The 13,611-nt window shown below is 51.8% G+C and carries 23 protein-coding genes; 1 reads left to right on the plus strand and 22 read right to left on the minus strand.

The features are described from left to right. Nucleotides 1–20 precede the first annotated feature (20 nt). On the minus strand, nucleotides 21–326 hold the full coding sequence (locus M2108_RS29485; RefSeq protein WP_277472961.1) for a hypothetical protein: 306 nt from the start codon (nucleotides 324–326) through the stop codon (nucleotides 21–23). Between the two features lie 33 nt (nucleotides 327–359). Continuing rightward, nucleotides 360–881: a hypothetical protein gene (locus M2108_RS29490; protein WP_277472960.1), complete on the minus strand. Its 522-nt coding sequence runs from the start codon at nucleotides 879–881 to the stop codon at nucleotides 360–362. Nucleotides 882–1,074: 193 nt separating this feature from the next. Here M2108_RS29490 and M2108_RS29495 point away from each other — a divergent pair, with 193 nt between their 5' ends. After that, on the plus strand, nucleotides 1,075–1,251 hold the full coding sequence (locus tag M2108_RS29495) for a hypothetical protein (protein WP_277472959.1): 177 nt from the start codon (nucleotides 1,075–1,077) through the stop codon (nucleotides 1,249–1,251). A 64-nt stretch (nucleotides 1,252–1,315) separates the two neighbouring features. Here the strand turns inward: M2108_RS29495 and M2108_RS29500 are convergent, their stop codons facing one another. The 20 genes from M2108_RS29500 to M2108_RS29595 all read right to left on the minus strand — a co-directional run bounded on the left by M2108_RS29500 (nucleotide 1,316) and on the right by M2108_RS29595 (nucleotide 13,527). After that, nucleotides 1,316–3,181, minus strand: coding sequence for a DNA cytosine methyltransferase (locus M2108_RS29500; RefSeq protein ID WP_277472958.1), 1,866 nt, complete (start codon nucleotides 3,179–3,181; stop codon nucleotides 1,316–1,318). Then, entirely contained in the window at nucleotides 3,178–3,372 is a 195-nt protein-coding gene (locus M2108_RS29505; protein ID WP_277472957.1) for a hypothetical protein, read from the minus strand. The genes M2108_RS29500 and M2108_RS29505 overlap by 4 nt, the downstream gene beginning before the upstream one ends. Then, entirely contained in the window at nucleotides 3,369–3,533 is a 165-nt protein-coding gene (locus M2108_RS29510; RefSeq protein WP_277472956.1) for a hypothetical protein, read from the minus strand. The genes M2108_RS29505 and M2108_RS29510 overlap by 4 nt, the downstream gene beginning before the upstream one ends. Before the next feature lie 13 nt (nucleotides 3,534–3,546). Beyond that, nucleotides 3,547–4,206: a hypothetical protein gene (locus tag M2108_RS29515; RefSeq protein WP_280777302.1), complete on the minus strand. Its 660-nt coding sequence runs from the start codon at nucleotides 4,204–4,206 to the stop codon at nucleotides 3,547–3,549. 13 nt (nucleotides 4,207–4,219) lie between these two features. Continuing rightward, nucleotides 4,220–4,594 (minus strand): hypothetical protein, encoded by a 375-nt coding sequence (locus tag M2108_RS29520; protein ID WP_277472954.1) that lies wholly within the window; start codon nucleotides 4,592–4,594, stop codon nucleotides 4,220–4,222. A 5-nt stretch (nucleotides 4,595–4,599) separates the two neighbouring features. Next, nucleotides 4,600–5,943, minus strand: a complete 1,344-nt coding sequence (locus M2108_RS29525; protein ID WP_277472953.1) for a replicative DNA helicase — start codon at nucleotides 5,941–5,943, stop codon at nucleotides 4,600–4,602. Then, nucleotides 5,933–6,295 carry a replicative helicase loader/inhibitor gene (locus M2108_RS29530; RefSeq protein ID WP_277472952.1) on the minus strand — a complete coding sequence of 121 codons (363 nt, stop codon included), beginning with the start codon at nucleotides 6,293–6,295 and terminating at the stop codon, nucleotides 5,933–5,935. Before M2108_RS29530 ends, M2108_RS29525 begins: the two co-directional genes overlap by 11 nt. Continuing rightward, the gene (locus tag M2108_RS29535) at nucleotides 6,234–7,040 is read right to left on the minus strand and encodes a replication protein (RefSeq protein ID WP_277472951.1); all 807 of its coding nucleotides are present in this window, start codon (nucleotides 7,038–7,040) and stop codon (nucleotides 6,234–6,236) included. The genes M2108_RS29530 and M2108_RS29535 overlap by 62 nt, the downstream gene beginning before the upstream one ends. Before the next feature lie 101 nt (nucleotides 7,041–7,141). Next, nucleotides 7,142–7,750: a hypothetical protein gene (locus tag M2108_RS29540; protein ID WP_280777304.1), complete on the minus strand. Its 609-nt coding sequence runs from the start codon at nucleotides 7,748–7,750 to the stop codon at nucleotides 7,142–7,144. Then, a complete protein-coding gene (locus tag M2108_RS29545; RefSeq protein WP_277472948.1) occupies nucleotides 7,750–8,373 on the minus strand; it encodes a 3'-5' exonuclease in 624 nt (207 codons plus the stop codon). Before M2108_RS29545 ends, M2108_RS29540 begins: the two co-directional genes overlap by 1 nt. Continuing rightward, nucleotides 8,370–9,125, minus strand: a complete 756-nt coding sequence (locus tag M2108_RS29550; RefSeq protein WP_277472947.1) for an MBL fold metallo-hydrolase — start codon at nucleotides 9,123–9,125, stop codon at nucleotides 8,370–8,372. The genes M2108_RS29545 and M2108_RS29550 overlap by 4 nt, the downstream gene beginning before the upstream one ends. Further along, nucleotides 9,115–9,333, minus strand: coding sequence for a hypothetical protein (locus M2108_RS29555; RefSeq protein ID WP_277472946.1), 219 nt, complete (start codon nucleotides 9,331–9,333; stop codon nucleotides 9,115–9,117). Before M2108_RS29555 ends, M2108_RS29550 begins: the two co-directional genes overlap by 11 nt. Next, nucleotides 9,330–9,566, minus strand: coding sequence for a hypothetical protein (locus M2108_RS29560; protein ID WP_277472945.1), 237 nt, complete (start codon nucleotides 9,564–9,566; stop codon nucleotides 9,330–9,332). The genes M2108_RS29555 and M2108_RS29560 overlap by 4 nt, the downstream gene beginning before the upstream one ends. Nucleotides 9,567–9,703: 137 nt before the next feature. Next, a complete protein-coding gene (locus M2108_RS29565) occupies nucleotides 9,704–10,642 on the minus strand; it encodes a recombinase RecT (protein WP_277472944.1) in 939 nt (312 codons plus the stop codon). Between the two features lie 16 nt (nucleotides 10,643–10,658). After that, nucleotides 10,659–10,928, minus strand: coding sequence for a hypothetical protein (locus M2108_RS29570; protein WP_277472943.1), 270 nt, complete (start codon nucleotides 10,926–10,928; stop codon nucleotides 10,659–10,661). A 12-nt stretch (nucleotides 10,929–10,940) separates the two neighbouring features. Beyond that, nucleotides 10,941–12,491 carry an AAA family ATPase gene (locus tag M2108_RS29575; RefSeq protein ID WP_277472942.1) on the minus strand — a complete coding sequence of 517 codons (1,551 nt, stop codon included), beginning with the start codon at nucleotides 12,489–12,491 and terminating at the stop codon, nucleotides 10,941–10,943. Nucleotides 12,492–12,501: 10 nt separating this feature from the next. After that, complete coding sequence (locus M2108_RS29580) at nucleotides 12,502–12,777, minus strand: hypothetical protein (protein ID WP_277506454.1); 276 nt, start codon at nucleotides 12,775–12,777, stop codon at nucleotides 12,502–12,504. Nucleotides 12,778–12,841: 64 nt separating this feature from the next. After that, nucleotides 12,842–12,970, minus strand: coding sequence for a hypothetical protein (locus tag M2108_RS29585; RefSeq protein ID WP_277472940.1), 129 nt, complete (start codon nucleotides 12,968–12,970; stop codon nucleotides 12,842–12,844). A gap of 6 nt (nucleotides 12,971–12,976) precedes the next feature. Then, nucleotides 12,977–13,117: a hypothetical protein gene (locus tag M2108_RS29590; protein ID WP_277472939.1), complete on the minus strand. Its 141-nt coding sequence runs from the start codon at nucleotides 13,115–13,117 to the stop codon at nucleotides 12,977–12,979. Continuing rightward, nucleotides 13,117–13,527, minus strand: a complete 411-nt coding sequence (locus M2108_RS29595; protein ID WP_277472938.1) for a DUF7667 family protein — start codon at nucleotides 13,525–13,527, stop codon at nucleotides 13,117–13,119. The genes M2108_RS29590 and M2108_RS29595 overlap by 1 nt, the downstream gene beginning before the upstream one ends. Nucleotides 13,528–13,611 lie beyond the last annotated feature (84 nt).

A 13,611-nucleotide genomic window follows, 5' to 3' on the forward strand; every position in this document is an offset into this window, starting at 1 on the left:
GGTGGTTAACCCTCCCCCGGTTACAATTCAGATATTGGTGATGGCCGGTACCCGCAGGACTCGCAATAACTGCCCGCCTCATCGTGCCCGGTATAGATTTCATCCTCACAATCTACACAACCGAGGTCCGGCTCCTCAAAGTCATCATCATCAAAATCCGGCAGGTCATTGTCATAGAGGTCCTGCAGATCGTCATCGTCATACTCTTCATCCTCGACCATGATTCGAGCATCGGCCCATTCTGCTCCGCATTTGCTGCACACAATATCTCCGCCGATTTCGCCTGGCGGCATCGGGTTATCGCAATACTTGCATTCAGGGTGCATCGTTTATCTCTCCTTATAGGGGCTATGCCCTGATTATCGTGTTACAAAAGATCCATTCCACGCGCGAGAATGCCGGCTGAAACTCAGTGTCCGTTTATCCTTTGTCATAAGCCCAATTTCACTAGATGTCATGACAGGAGTGGTAGCAGCCTTTTCTGGACTCCATTTGCTTGCCGTAACCCTTTTGCGGAAGGTGTCATAGGGAACATCATTATTACTAGCCTGGGCCACCAGATCAGGGTCATATTTCCGGCTTGCTTCATGGGCAGCCTTCGCCTGAGCCTTCCGATCCTGCAGTGGCTGGGTGGCCGCCCTCTCCATATCCCAACCGAGGCGGTTGACCCGGTACCGGAAAGTGCTGTAGCAGATGCCGTTCTGCTCAGCCACCTTCATCCATTCCCCTTTAAGAGCTCGTTTGGTTTGAGGTGGCTCAGTAAGCGCCCGTTCCTTCGACCAACCCAAAGATCGGATTCGCACCTCCAGCACTATAGCACTGATACCGATCATCGCTGCCAACTCGTACTCATCTGGGGTGATATAAAACCAGTGGCTCATGTCTGTTCCCTCCCTGGGGCTATGACAGCCCTTAAAGTTCATATCTTGTTCACATTATTTTTAGCAACTAAACACCCCTCCACCCCGATTGTTACTCCCGAATGGGGCAAAAACAAAGCAGCCCCTAAATTATCTTCTGCCTATGTCGTATAGATTGAGTGGGTAGAGATATACACCAAGGAGGAATACAACCGTGAGCAAATTAAAGAAGAAATGGACTTACCTCGAACTATTCGTTGAAGAATTTCCGGAGTATCGGAATCTCTATGATTCGATGCGGCTAGCAGATGAATATGGGGATATCCGTACAGCATCGACTTTGGCTGGTCAATTACGTGAAGCTATGCGAGCCAAAGGTCGGCTTGACTGATGGTATCACCAGTGAATGTCTGCATCGCCGCCAGATCTCCGCCGCCAATCATCAACCCCACCAGTTATAAACTGAACTCCATTTGCCCCGCAGCTGCTTTGTATCTCTCCAGTGACAGCGCCCGGCCAGAGCCGACACACATATGCGGTACGTTCGCCCGGGTCAGAGCTTTCGCAAATGGCGGCGGTACGGCATTGCCGCAGCGAGCAACCTGGTCCTTTTCTGAATATTTGTTTCCGTCTGCATCTACGTCGATGATGTAGGATTCAGGAAAACCATTTGCTCTAAACAATTCTCGCGACTTAAGCATCCGCATGCCGACATCAACAATTTCATAATCTGTGCCCTCTATCGTGACCAGTCCAAAACGGGCTTTAGAAGTAACGGTGTGCAGTGGAGTATCCAGTGCCTGGCTGTTGTCGCCGCTACCGTAATATTTAATTAGGCATGCCCTTACTTCGCCCACATGCAGCCCGCCCGCAGTAATCGTTGGCATCGGCTCCGTAACTGATTGGCCGTCCTTGCAGGTGCCGCGCAGCTTGACCAGGTGCGAAGTAACCAATGCGTTATGATCTACAGTGGTCACTGTGCTGAGTGGTTCATCCAAGCTGTTACCGGCTCCGGTATAGCCCCCGCCGTAATGCTTTACCAGTGATGCAGCCACCAAAGCATGTTTTCGGCCGCCGGATACCACAGTCCCCAGTGGCTTCTGCAATCCTGGAGCACGTGGCTTTTGTCCCGGCCCCTCACCGTAGCCAATTTCTATAAGTGTGGGGCTCACAAGACAATGCTCTGCCTTTGTAGTAATCGTGGTCAGTGGGTCTTCAACTGACTTATGAAGTCGGTCTCCACCAAACCCGGTTTGTCCGATCCGGGCAATGTACGGGGTGACCACTCCCCAGCCATTTTTCGAGGTAATAGTCTGTAATGGCTCATTAATCTGCTGTCCACGGAACTGTTCACCGTGATGATTGACCTTAATTACATACGGAACAATGAATGGTGTCCCTCCCGCATTCGCAACCTGTATGATGTGTCTATCCAAGCCCCGGAAGATCCGCCGCTCCGTATTCTCTGCCAGTGGCCGTTTAACATTTATGCCAAACGTGTTTTTGATCTCATTCGCTGAATCGAAAATACTCGGGCAGGGAATCGACCAGTCAATAATCTCCGCTGCCGTCCGCCATGGCTGGAGTTTTCCAGCCACCACTTCCGGGCTGTCTGGTGCGCCGTGTGTCGGCTCCGGCCAAACAATTGGCAAGCCATCACAACGAGCAATCAGGAACAGACGTTTACGAATTGTCGGGGCACCGTAATCACATGCGCGCAACTCGCGCCAATCTACGTCATACCCCTGCCGACGAAGCGCTTTGACAAATGATTTAAAAGTCAATCCTTTCCTTTTTGGATCTGGAATCAAGTTGCCCTTCTCATCTTCGATCAATGGCCCCCAGCCCTTGAACTCCTCGACGTTTTCCAACATGATGACCCTTGGCCGAACGGTCGCCGCCCAGCGGACAGCGATCCAAGCAAGGCCCCGAATAAATTTTTCTACCGGCTTTCCGCCCTTCGCCTTGGAGAAATGCTTACAATCGGGAGAAAGCCACAGGAGACCGACAGGCCTGCCGGCTGCGATTTGCCGGGGAACGACATCCCAGACTGATTCGCAATAGTGTTCCGTCTCGGGGTGGTTAGCCTTGTGCATTGCGATGGCTGCCGGATCGTGATTGATTGCAACATCTACACTTACTCCGGTGGCTTCTTCAATTCCGGTACTTGCTCCGCCTCCACCCGCAAAGTTGTCAATTACTAACTCACGCTCTCCTCGGTCATACACACCCTGCCAGTAAGCGATCAATTTCGCTCGATCTTTCTGATCCAGACGTTTTTTCTTAGGGATTATGACCTTGAATTTAACTGAATCGGTCATGTCACCAGCCCTTTCATGTAATCTTCCAGCTGCTGCCGCACCCGGTCCCGTTCATCTATTGCTGAGGCAAGTCCGCCAAGAGACGAGCCCACCGGTTGCCGGCTGTTTGATTCAGTAGCCTTTGCCACCCGTTCCTCTGCGATCTGCAGGAGCCTATCAAGCTGGCGCTGCCGTTTATCCCCCGTTTTCATCGCGGGTACACCTTCTTTTTCCGGAAATTGATCTTCGGATGTATCGGCCGCTGCCGGCGCTGAAGCTCTTCAAGAGCAGCCCGCTTATGGGTGATGGGAGCTTCGCTGTCGTTATATGCAATCTCACACAGCTGGACGCGAGTCGCGTTTCTCCAGTTCATTGCTGCCGCCTCCTTAAAATAAGAGCCCCTGACCCGGAATTTGGGTGTGACTGGTCGCCGCCGCAGGCTTCCTGGGACGTTTGTTCGCTTTAGATTCTTTTTTCAGCTTTTTAACTGCAGCCGGATCAATGATCGCCATGATTACTTCCTGCTGGTATTTGGGGTAGTTCTCCAACTCCTTCCCCCACTCGACCTTGTAAACAGCCTCAGCGATCCGGGCCAATACATAGGCATCAGCGATATTCTCTGTCCGGGGTATATCTCCCCAGTGAGATTCGACCGCAGCCATTACTCGGCGCTTAACCGCTTTGCCGTCCAGTCTGACCTTGCTCCCGGGCACGCCCTCCCACTCGGAGACGTTCACGAATTTCTTCAACTGGTTCGGGGTTGCGACGATAAAGCTGCTGCCTCTTCGATCAACCGCCAGGCGGGCTGCCCAGTTAAACCCGCTGGAAACCTTGTTGGTATCGTGTTTCGCCTCCATCGCGAAACCCTCAATGCAAATGTCATCATCAGGCTTCAGGTGCCGGTACACTTCATTCAGCACCATATTGATCCGGGCCGGCGCTGAGTCTCCCTTGCCGACAAATTCAGTCCAGCCAGCCAACCTACCATTGCTGCCGATGGCGACAAAACCTGTATGCGTTGCTGGGTCAATGCCGATATGCCGCATGCCCTCACTCCTTTCAATCATCCAGCCAGCCAGAGAGGCGAGAAGCTGCCGGTTTAACGGGTTCTTCTGGCACCGGATCTGCCTTCGGCTTTGGTTCGTGTTTCACTGGTGCTTCCGGCACATTCACCTGCTCAGCTTGCGGTGCCTCAGAGAAATCACGGTACGGCCATCCAAGCTCTTCATAAACCCGCTTGAGTCCCGGGAAGACTACCACCATTTCACTGCGCCGATACTCCCGAATTGCTTCCGCTGTCCGATCATATATTAAATTTTTCCGCTCCCGTTCTTCCGCCGTCATGCTGCTCAGTGGGTCATCCAGCTCAGCGGCCATTTTCAGAAGAGCTTCACGCGCCCGATCATACTGGGCGTCATCCTGTATCAATTTCATGGCTGTCACCTTCTACGTTTTTGCTCTTGCTCTTTCTCCTTAGCCTTTTTCATCAGCTCATAAAGCGCGTCTTTATCCAAATCCGTGAACCGGCCATTCTTACGGTTGAATAGCATCTGGATTGTTCGGGTGCCGATCTTCCGGCCCTTGGCTACTATCAGCTCAATCACACCTTTTAGAACCGTATCCGGATAATAATAGTCATCCCGGTATAAGAAAATAATGATATCTGCGTCGAATTCGATATTTCCTGATTCCCTTAGATCTGACATCATCGGCCGCTTATCCTGCCGCTCCTCGCATTTCCGACCGACCGAAGAGATTGCAACAACCGGAATATCAAACACCCGGGCCATCTGCTTGAGCTGCTTCGATACATAATTCACGCGGTCCGCATTGTTCGTAAAACTCTTTTCACTCTCGATGAGCTGCAGATAGTCGATATAAACGATCAGCCGCGGGAACTTCTTTTTCAGCATTTTGACCTGCCGGCGGATGTACTCAATGCTCATACCCGGCGTGTCATCAATGTAGAGCGGAAGGTTATCCAGCATATCAAGCGCCTTGTCGTAATTGACCCAATCCGTCTCTGACAGCCGCCCGGTTCTCATCTTGGCGCTGTCTATCCCGCCTATAGCGCATATGTGACGCTCTGTGACGTCAGCTCCGGGCATTTCCGCCGAGAATATTACGGTGGTTGTCCCCGTCCCTGCCGATTGGATGGTGTCGCTGACGATGAAAGCAGTCTTTCCGATGGATGGCCGAGCTGCAATAATGATCAGGTCGCCTTTCTGGTGCCCGCCGCTCATCTGATCCAGCTCAGTGCTGGCCGTCTTCGCCCCTGTGAGTCCCATTCGGCTTGCACGATCGCGGAGCACCTTATGATGGTCAACCAGTGTATCAGCCATCAAAACTGGTCCTGAACGATCCGGCCCGATTCGCATGTCAGCCAGCTTCTGCAGATCCTCCAGAGTATCAGCCAAATTAATGTCATCCCGGGTCAATGCCGTGTGGAGAGCCTTCCGTGCCTGCCGATCAATATGAGCTTTGCGTACAATGGTCTGGTACTGCTCAAAATTGGAGGCCATCGGGAAGGACTTCTGCAACTGCACCAGGTAACTGATCCCGCCGATCTTGGCGAGCTGGCTGCCCCAATACTCTGCCAACAGCACCAGGTCAAATGGATTAGGCTTGTTAGCAAAGTAATCGTATGCCCACCGCAGCGAGTCCATTATCAATCCGTGGTTTTCTTCAGGAGAGAAATCCTCACCCTGCAGATAGCACGTGTCCATGAGATCCGGCTTAGCTAAAAGCGCCCCGAGGACCGCCTGCTCCGCCTCAATGCTCATCTACATTCAGCCTCCGTCTCTCGTCCAGCTTCTGCCGCTTTTGGAGGATGTGGTCCGGCATGGGTACTGCCGTCTGGTTGTATGCTTCAAGCAGCAAATGGTCTTCCTCTTCCTCAAGCCGCAGCACCTCGTAAAAGGAAGGCTCTGAGGCCTGATCATCTGCAAGCAGCTCCGCTATGGTCGGCGCGTACTTACTGGACCGGATATGGCGAGCAAGCCGCCCCTGCGCCTCCTTATATTCCAGGTCCTGCAGCATAAGGTGCCAAAGCTTTACCCCAGGCTCTGTGATTTCAAAGAAGGGATAAGCGGTTTTGATCATGTTCAAGAAGTTCGCCATTTCCGTTTGCTTCACGTGCCGCTCCCTCCTCGTAGAACTGGTTCAGAATGGTCATTTCCTGCTGCTTCTTTTGAGCTTTGGAGACTGGGTTCCGCTCTAAGTCCTTTTTGATCCAAACTCGCAGTGTCTTATTGTGATCCTTCTTGTGTTGGCTCGGCTTTTTATTTGTCTGCCATTCGTCCAGAGCTTCGATGGTGTCATCCACCCGCTTTTTTCCGAAGTTAGTGCAGAGCTTTTCGTATTGCTCAGTAGTAAGGAACACTGTATCTGCATAAGCCTGTTTTCCTGGGGGGATTTTCATATCTATCTCTTCTTTCTTTATATTTTTCTTTCTTTCTATCTTGGGGGTAGAGTTCTCCACCACTAATGGGGTACTACTCTCCACCACGGCGGTGGATGATTCTCCACCATGCCGCTTTGTAATTTTAGGTGGAGAATTCTCCCCCACAAGCCACTGTTCATAATTTTTATTGAAAGATAATGTCCGGGGACGAGCTCCATGTCCTTCCTTGACAACAAGCACCACTTTCCACGCTATGAGCTTGGCAAGCTCAACCTTCACACCCTTGAGATCAGCATCAATAGCTTCTGCAATGAACCCTGTAGCCAGTTGGTGTGATTTGCGCTTAAACCCATATGTGTAACGCCATATAATGTCGATGATTGAGCGCTGGATACCGTTAAAACGTTGCCGAGCTACTTGCTCAAGGATCTCGTGAGCAATACTGGTAAAGCCATTTTCTGTTTGCGGGCTTGCCATTTACCTCACCTGCTTTGCTCTAAAAGGGAAGTCCGTTGTCCTCACGCTGTTTGATAAAATCACATATCTCGTCTGTCAGCTGATCCGAAAAGGTTTGCCATTTAAAATGGGTTTTTCAAAGCCATTACATTTTCAACGATTGCCTTAACCCCTGTGCGGAGGTCTACAGGCTGGTCTTTTTCAGGCTCCGGATCAACGTTGTATCCACGGACCACAGCTTCAATAAAATTCATATGGTCAGTCCCGAAATAATTTTTGATGGTTCGGGCTGAAGTGTTAAGATCATCCGCATGTGCCCTCAAAATGTTTAATACGGCCCAACCTTTAGCGTCCCGGCCAATATCCGGGCCCACGTATTCGTCCATTGCTTCCGCTACATCCTTAGGCAGAGTAACTTTTCGATCAAGCAATTCCAGATCCCATTGGAGTAGCTTGTTCTGATCCTTGAGAGCGGCAATCTTTCTGCCTGCTTCTGCGAGGCCCTCCAAGTATTTTCCTCTGACGATTTGCATTTCTTCCAGTTCGCCGACCAACTCCTGCACATCCACCTCACCAAGATGGTCAACATGGATGCTCCGATAGGCAAGCTCACCAGCCAGGATATATACTAGACCGTTCGGGGAACAATCATCTTCTACCTGAAGATAAGTCCCAACTTGAAGCGTTTGATCCGGGAAATCAATGTCACTCGTCGTCTTCATAATCCGCATCACACCGCACCTCGTTTCTCGTATTTATTTTGAGTAGGGAACAGTTCGGCGTATGCCGGCGCCCATGCGGGCGGATCATATTTACTCAGGTATCCCAGCCGGTTCACGAACGGCAGGACTGACTCCTCTTCATGCAGAGCTTTCAGCAGTTCCCAGCATCCCTCCACATCGTTCAAGGCTCTGTGGGCCCCCTCAAGGACAATTCCGTACTTGCCGCACATGTCTGTCAGCTTATGCGGGTATGTGGTCCGTTCCCGGGATATCGTCATGGTGTCGATAAATGGATTCTCGAAGGTTTTCCCAGCCAGCCGCTGCATAGCCCAGTGGAGAAATTGCAGGTCAAACGCGGCGTTGTGGGCGACCAGCAAGCTGCTGCCCATGATATTCCGCAGGATCCGGATGGCGAGATTTTCGTCCATCGCATCAACCAGCATTTCTTCTGTGATGCCTGTAATCTCTGTGATTTTCGGGTCAAGCTTGCGTCCTGGGTTAACCAAAGTATGGAATCCGGTAACCAGCTGACCGCCAACTACCCGAATCGCGGCCATTTCAATAATCCGTTCGTTTTCCGGATTCAGGCCCGTTGTCTCAAAGTCAAAGACTGTAATGTCGTTGAGTATCATGTGATAACCTCCAGGTGATAATGTTTTCCTGCTCTGAACCCGCGCCGGGCAAGCGCCGCCTTGACGGTCGCCTCAGCCAGCGCCGGCAGGTTATTACTGCTGGATAAGTGCGTCAAGTAAATCTGTTCGCCGCGGCCGGTAATCAACTCGGCGAGCGCTGTGGCCGTCTGTTCATTGCTCAGGTGACCCAAATCGGACAGCACGCGGGCCTTCACACTATCCGGATAACTGGACTCGGCCACCATATCCCGGTCATGGTTTGCCTCAACGATATAGATGCTGCCCTCCATCATCGCCAGCATGTCATCGTCCACTTTGCCGGTATCAAACACGACACAAGCTCGCGGGCCGTCATCCGGCTCTATGGCATAGCCTACAGGCTCGTAAGCGTCATGGTGGGTCTGAAAGGGGTGAACGGTCACCCCGCCGAGATAAGTCGGCTCATAGATTCCATATCTGGTCTCAAGCGTCCGCTGCAGCCGTTCGTTTACGCCGGATATGCCTTTCCATTCCCCGACCGTTGCGTATACTGGAATGCCGTACTTATTCGCCATCGGCAGCCCCTTGGTATGGTCGCCGTGGGCGTGGGTGATGAATATTGCCTTAATGCTGTCTGGCCGGATGCCGACCTCCAGTAGCCGCTTCTCGATCTTGGTTCTGGCTATGCCTGCGTCGATCAGGATTGTTTTGCCAGCTGTCGTCAGGGCGATACAATTGCCTGCCGACCCGGATGCCAGGATATCAACCTTCATCTTCCTCATCCTCATCAGCAAAAATCTTATCGAAGCACTCCCCGCAGATATTGGAGATAATCAGTTCCCTTTCATCTGCAGATAAGTACGGAAAGGCGTGCTGTGCATGCGCTCCTTCCTCATATGCTTTTAAATCCTGCCGCTGTACTTCGACAGTCTTTTCTGCTTTACAAGACATGCATTTAACATCCAGTTTAGTTACCGTCATATAGCCCTCTCCCTCTTGGTCTTCTCCTGCCACTCCTTGCTGAAGGTACAGCGCCGGGCGCTCCACTCCTTGTGCCGCCGGCCCATAACGTAAGTGACAAACTTATCTGTCGCCCGCTCATAATAGGCGCCGTTCAGCACTTCCTTTACTGGAGCTTCCGGTGCTGCTGGAGCACTAAGGTCTGCTCCGCCGAATAAGTCCAACTGCTCGACGCTGTTTCGCTTGACGATCACCGGCACCCCCTGTCAGCCCCTCATAGCAGCGGGGGCATACCCGCAGGCGGCGGATATACTCCTCACGGCCGGGGTTTATCTCGCTGCCACAGACCTCGCAGTCCAGGCAGCGGAGATAGATTTCAACCAGTTCGGCGTTAGATAGGGAGCTCATCGTCTGCTGCCTGCATGGCGCGCTTCTCAGCAATGTCCAGGTCCATGATCTTCAGGAGCCCTGTCAGTTCCTTGAGGGTCGGTTTGTCGCCTTTCGGCTTCGCCTTCTTCTCGATGTAAGCAGCCATTTCCTCATTAGAGGTAATGCCGAGCTGCTGGAACTTCAATTTCATATCAGTGCGGGCCTGTTTAAGCCGATCAGCTTCGGTAGGGCTGTTGTCACCAGATGAATCAGTTACCGGGCCTCCGGGGTTAATTACTTCTAGATCTGGCGAGGATGTCGGCGGAGTCACATCAGCCCGCTCGTAAGGGTCATAACCTGGGGCCGGCTCAGCTCCATCGTTGTCATCGAACCGCAAGCCAAAGGCTGCTTTCATAGCGCGCTTGACCATGTGCTTCTTGAACATATCCTTGAAGTTGTTGGTCCACATCGTCTTCTGCATGCCTATTGCCGATTTCTTGAAGTGATCAACTTCTTCCACATCCATCAAGACAGTGAAAGGCATAAATCCTTCTTTATATGCGATGGCATAACCCCCGATTGGAGCGCCGGCTGGGAATCCGCCGATGTGCTTATCAATCGCGATGTAATACCGCCCGTCCTCTGCCCGCTCCTGGTGATACTGGAAATCATCATTTGCGTGAACGATCTGAACATCGTAGCCGCGGTAACCGTCCATTTCCTTTGCTTTGCGGACGTGGTAATCAACAGCGAACTGCCAGGTAAGTTTGCCTTGATATACAGTTGGATGAATTTCACCGATCAGAGGATTTGCATCTGCAGCCTTCGCAACCCCCATGAACAATTTGAATTGGGCCTCGGTACAGTCTTTAGCAATGGTTTCATGGACGGTCTTAATGTCATCCGAGGTCAGACCGCCGAAGAGATAACTTTCGTATGAAGCGAGTTGAGTATTTGCCATGAATTATTTGCCTCCCTTAAATGTTGTAGAAACGCGGACGTGATACCCTGCCTGCTTTCGCGAGCAGCTTGCGGCCAGAACGGTTGAGGTAACCACCGTATTCCTTCTGGATTGCCTGTGAGACCATCGAAAGACCGAGAGTGCCAGGCTTATAAGCCTTTTTGTCGGAAGCTTCACGCTTGAACCGGCGGCCGGATTTGTACTGAGCAAAGTCTTTAGCGCATTGGGATTGGATAGCAGCGATAAGGGAGTATTTTTTATTGGTATTGCGGAATTTAATTGGCATGGGATGGCCCTCCTAATTAATAGTTAGTTTTTGGTCTTCCACTGCCCGCAGCAGGATCAGTTGTCCAGCAGGCTGCTTGATTTTAAACACGCTCTCCGAGTCATCGACGGCCAGGGGAGCTATAATCTGGGAAAGCTCACTGAGCACTCCGGCCAGCTCGATGCCGGCATGTGCTCGCTCGGACCGGGACAGCTTGCTGTATGGCTTGCCATCACGCTCAATCTCAAAGTTCGGCTGCTGCTCCCCGGTGCTCTTAATCTCCTTGAAGAGATTGATAGTTAGCGTGGAGAACATGCCTTGTACCTTGGCTGCCTGCAGCTCAGCCTCTTTGGCCTCGTATGCCTTAAGAGCGTCCAGGATAAAGATGCTCTCGTTCTTGCTGGAGAGCGTCTCGGCCTCCTCAGCGCGGGCTGCCTCAAGGTCGGCCTGCAATGGACCTCGGCGGTTAAAGTAGCCAATGGCATCCGCAGTTGCATCCCGCTCTATCTCTAAGGCATTCCGCTGCTCGATCAGCTCCGTGATGTCCGGCAGCTCCACTGAAGCCAGCTGCGCCTCGATTGCTTTGCGCTCTGCTACGGCCTTTTCGTGCTCTTCCCGCAGTGGCCGCTTGCGGTCTTCTTTATTTTGTTTGACAGCTTCAATGGCTGCTGGATCAAGCGCTCGTTTGCAGGTCGGGCAATCCTCGGCAATTTCTTCGCCGTGAACCCTCATATAACGGCCTTTTGCAGCTTCGACATTCTGCTGCGCTGCCCGCAGGCTGCCCTCTAAAACCAGACGGCGGCGCTTCGGTTCGTCGGCAACCTCGATTTTCTGCTGAATGGCTGTGATCTGCTCAAGCAGCTCCGCGTCCCTTGCCTTGACCACCTCAATGTCTGCCGGCGGATCCGGCAGTTTTGCCAGTTGCTGCTCCAGCGCCTCAACCTTGCCCTCAGCCCGCTTGTGAGCCGCGTCCTTGTCGTTTTTATTCTTGGTATGGATTTCTTTAAGCTGCTGCCGGTTGTGCTTCTTGGTCAGCTCTGTGAGCTTCTGAGCCTGAAGATTCGGAGCAATATCTTTCTGCTTCTGCCTTGCCGTCAGACGGCTCATTTCGGCGTATACTTCCTTTGGCGCCGGCGGCGTTGTATACCTCATCATGAGATCGCGCTGTTTACCCCAGTGGAGCGTAAAGAAGTACCACGGGTTGAACAGGGAGAGGAACAGGTCCCGGTCGAACAGGGATTTTACAATCTCCTCAAAGTCGCCAGCCTTGCTCGGCACATCATTGATGTAATAGGTGGCCTTGCCCTTCTCAATGCCGCGGCCCAGAAGAATCGGTATTCCGTCAACCTCCAGGAGCACCTCACCCTTCACGAAATCAAATTTATAATTGGTCGGCGTCGGATCAAGCTTGCTGCCAAGGGCATCTGTGCCGTACAATGTCCACGTAGGGATTTCAATAATGCTTGACTTGCCCTGCCCATTGTCACCGGTGATCTCTGTCCGTTCCTCGCCAAAGGTGATCAGAAGATCCCGGTGTACCTTGAAATTGTGTGCTGTGGCTGATTTGATTTTGATCTGCTGCATGTCGTCCTCCTTATAGGGCAGCCAGTTCTTCCTCAAGCTGCTTGATTTCTTGGTTAATCGCCTCTACAACAAATGTTTTAATATTGGCGACCAGCTTTGCTGAATCTCTTCCGCTGTTACTTTTCCACTCCGCAATAAAAGCTACATTGCTGGACCCAACCTTAAAAACCAACTCTGTGGTTTCAATGATCCGTTCCGCATCCTTGCTCAATTCATCAATCTTTCTCACGATTGCGGTCGCTTTCTTCGTGCGGTCAGTCATGTACTCCAATGTCTTTCTGTCCATTCAAACCCTCGCTTTCTGCTCGTTTCAGAGCTAAAACCCCGTTTTGGGCAAAAAAATAATAGCCCTACTCGTTTTCGCAGTCTTCACAGGACCGCAGATAGCCCGGCGCTTCGCCGTCAATAAACTCTCCGCAGTGCTGGCACATGATGCCTTCCAAGATACCTTCCGCTGCTTCACCCATTGCTTTGTTCACCTCCCCTCAGGCTAGAATCTGAGTTACATGTGACCATTTCCCGGCCAGGTACTGCTCTACAAATTGCTCAAAGGATATTCCGAAGGAGTAGCCGATCCGCCAGCGGACAAAGTAATCGCCCAGGTCATGAAGCAATTCGTCCGTCATCAGGCACCTGCTCCCAGTCCTGCGTCAGCTGCTCCCGATATCGCCGATATTTCCGCAAGCACGCTGCTGCAAAGTTGTTGTGCCCATTCTTCTGTGCACTGCTCGCCAAACGCTTGTATAAAAGCATCAATTCCTTCAACCTCTGCTCCGATATCTTTCGCACAACACGTTTCATAAAGCGCGACCTCCATTTCGTCTATCAATTGGCAGAAGTGCTGTACCAGGTCCATATTCCCGGCGCACTGTGCTGCATAAGCAGCTTCCTTTAATCCGTCAACCTCCTGTACCAGCTGAGCATTGAGCTTGAGAAAGTGCAGCAGCTCAGCTGCCTGAATGTCTTGCATTGTGCCAGCTGCATACTGCAGGTACAGCTCTGCTAACCGACGGTGTGTGGGGTGGATGGTGATCATATCCGAAACCTCCCTGATCTTTAGCTATTTGCAAGTAAGTATGGTGAGCGGAGCATCATTGATCTGAATGTGTCTTATAAAGAC

Source organism: Paenibacillus sp. PastM-3, from assembly GCF_029893965.1.
Taxonomy (GTDB): domain Bacteria; phylum Bacillota; class Bacilli; order Paenibacillales; family Paenibacillaceae; genus Paenibacillus_AQ.

Coding starts and splice junctions, on each gene's coding strand:
- M2108_RS29510 (WP_277472956.1), bottom strand. CDS start 3,533: ATGAACTGGAGAAACGCGACTCGCGTCCAGCTGTGTGAGATTGCATAT.
- M2108_RS29590 (WP_277472939.1), bottom strand. CDS start 13,117: ATGACGGACGAATTGCTTCATGACCTGGGCGATTACTTTGTCCGCTGG.
- M2108_RS29595 (WP_277472938.1), bottom strand. CDS start 13,527: ATGATCACCATCCACCCCACACACCGTCGGTTAGCAGAGCTGTACCTG.
- M2108_RS29565 (WP_277472944.1), bottom strand. CDS start 10,642: ATGGCAAATACTCAACTCGCTTCATACGAAAGTTATCTCTTCGGCGGT.
- M2108_RS29540 (WP_280777304.1), bottom strand. CDS start 7,750: ATGCGGATTATGAAGACGACGAGTGACATTGATTTCCCGGATCAAACG.
- M2108_RS29555 (WP_277472946.1), bottom strand. CDS start 9,333: ATGACGGTAACTAAACTGGATGTTAAATGCATGTCTTGTAAAGCAGAA.
- M2108_RS29505 (WP_277472957.1), bottom strand. CDS start 3,372: ATGAAAACGGGGGATAAACGGCAGCGCCAGCTTGATAGGCTCCTGCAG.
- M2108_RS29515 (WP_280777302.1), bottom strand. CDS start 4,206: ATGCGGCATATCGGCATTGACCCAGCAACGCATACAGGTTTTGTCGCC.
- M2108_RS29535 (WP_277472951.1), bottom strand. CDS start 7,040: ATGGCAAGCCCGCAAACAGAAAATGGCTTTACCAGTATTGCTCACGAG.
- M2108_RS29575 (WP_277472942.1), bottom strand. CDS start 12,491: ATGCAGCAGATCAAAATCAAATCAGCCACAGCACACAATTTCAAGGTA.
- M2108_RS29520 (WP_277472954.1), bottom strand. CDS start 4,594: ATGAAATTGATACAGGATGACGCCCAGTATGATCGGGCGCGTGAAGCT.
- M2108_RS29525 (WP_277472953.1), bottom strand. CDS start 5,943: ATGAGCATTGAGGCGGAGCAGGCGGTCCTCGGGGCGCTTTTAGCTAAG.
- M2108_RS29580 (WP_277506454.1), bottom strand. CDS start 12,777: ATGGACAGAAAGACATTGGAGTACATGACTGACCGCACGAAGAAAGCG.
- M2108_RS29545 (WP_277472948.1), bottom strand. CDS start 8,373: ATGATACTCAACGACATTACAGTCTTTGACTTTGAGACAACGGGCCTG.
- M2108_RS29485 (WP_277472961.1), bottom strand. CDS start 326: ATGCACCCTGAATGCAAGTATTGCGATAACCCGATGCCGCCAGGCGAA.
- M2108_RS29500 (WP_277472958.1), bottom strand. CDS start 3,181: ATGACCGATTCAGTTAAATTCAAGGTCATAATCCCTAAGAAAAAACGT.
- M2108_RS29570 (WP_277472943.1), bottom strand. CDS start 10,928: ATGCCAATTAAATTCCGCAATACCAATAAAAAATACTCCCTTATCGCT.
- M2108_RS29550 (WP_277472947.1), bottom strand. CDS start 9,125: ATGAAGGTTGATATCCTGGCATCCGGGTCGGCAGGCAATTGTATCGCC.
- M2108_RS29490 (WP_277472960.1), bottom strand. CDS start 881: ATGAGCCACTGGTTTTATATCACCCCAGATGAGTACGAGTTGGCAGCG.